Below are 1,144 nucleotides of genomic sequence, written 5' to 3' on the forward strand. Positions count from 1 at the left end.
CCATTCGGTGGAGACGGTGACCTCGCGCAGGATGTCGGGGACGGGGTCGACGCCGATGCCGGGGCCGGTGGGGACGGGCAGGTGGCCGTTCTGCAGGATGAAGGGTTCGGTGATGTCGGTGGCGAAGTAGCGGTGGGAGCCGGAGGTGTCGCCGGGCAGGGTGAAGCCGGGCAGGGCGGCCAGGGCGAGGTTGGCGGCGCGGCCGAGGCCGGTCTCGAGCATGCCGCCGCACCAGACGGCGATGCCGTGGGCGCGGGCGAGGTCGTGGATGCGGCGGGCCTCGAGGTAGCCGCCGACGCGGCCGGGTTTGATGTTGATGATGGAGCAGGAGCCGAGGCTGATGGCGGCGGCGGCGTGGTCGGCGGAGTGGATGGACTCGTCCAGGCAGACGGGGGTGCGGATCTGCTTGGCGAGGGCGGCGTGCTGGACGAGGTCGTCGTCGGCGAAGGGCTGTTCGATGAGCAGCAGGTCGTGGGCGTCGAGTTTGGCCAGGTGGGGGGTGTCGGCGAGGGTGTAGGCGGCGTTGGCGTCGACCTGCAGGAGCAGGTCGGGGCCGAAGCGGTCGCGGACGGCCTGGACGGGGGCGAGGTCCCAGCCGGGTTCGATCTTGAGTTTGATGCGCTGGTAGCCCTCCTGCAGGTAGCCGTCGACGGCTTCCAGCAGGGCGGGGACGGAGGTCATGATGCCGACGGAGACGCCGCAGGGGACGGTGGGGGCGGCGGCGCCGAGGTAGGTGGCCAGGGATTGGCCGCCGGTGCGCAGCCAGGCGTCCAGCAGGGCGGTTTCCAGGGCGGATTTGGCCATGTTGTGGCCCTTGAAGGGGTGCAGGGCGCGGTTGACGGCGTGGATGTCGAACTGGCCGGTGGGGGCGGGGGTGTCCAGGAGGGTCTTCACCGCGGGGATGAGGAAGCGGCGCAGCACGTCGGCCGCCCCGTCGACGTACTCGGAGTTGTAGAGCGGGGCGCTCATCGCGGCGCACTCTCCCCAGCCCTCGGCGTCGGGGGTGACGACACGCAGAAGGAGCACGTCACGGTCGGTCTCGGTGCCGAAGGAGGTGCGGAAGGGGGCGACGAGGGGCATCGCGATGCGGCGGAGTTCGATTCCGGTGATCTTCATGGTGTGGTGCGGCCTGGGCCGTGTCTCC

1 protein-coding gene is annotated in these 1,144 nt (G+C 71.2%); it reads right to left on the minus strand.

Going from position 1 to position 1,144, the window contains the following annotated elements; genetic code table 11:
- Positions 1 to 1,116 (minus strand): o-succinylbenzoate synthase (gene menC / locus PKF00_RS43865; RefSeq protein ID WP_271223725.1); only part of this gene is annotated, 1,116 nt, incomplete at its 3' end.
- Positions 1,117 to 1,144: the final 28 nt, after the last annotated feature.

Origin of the sequence: Streptosporangium carneum (assembly GCF_027922005.1) — a bacterium.
Taxonomy (GTDB): Bacteria; Actinomycetota; Actinomycetes; order Streptosporangiales; family Streptosporangiaceae; genus Streptosporangium; species Streptosporangium carneum.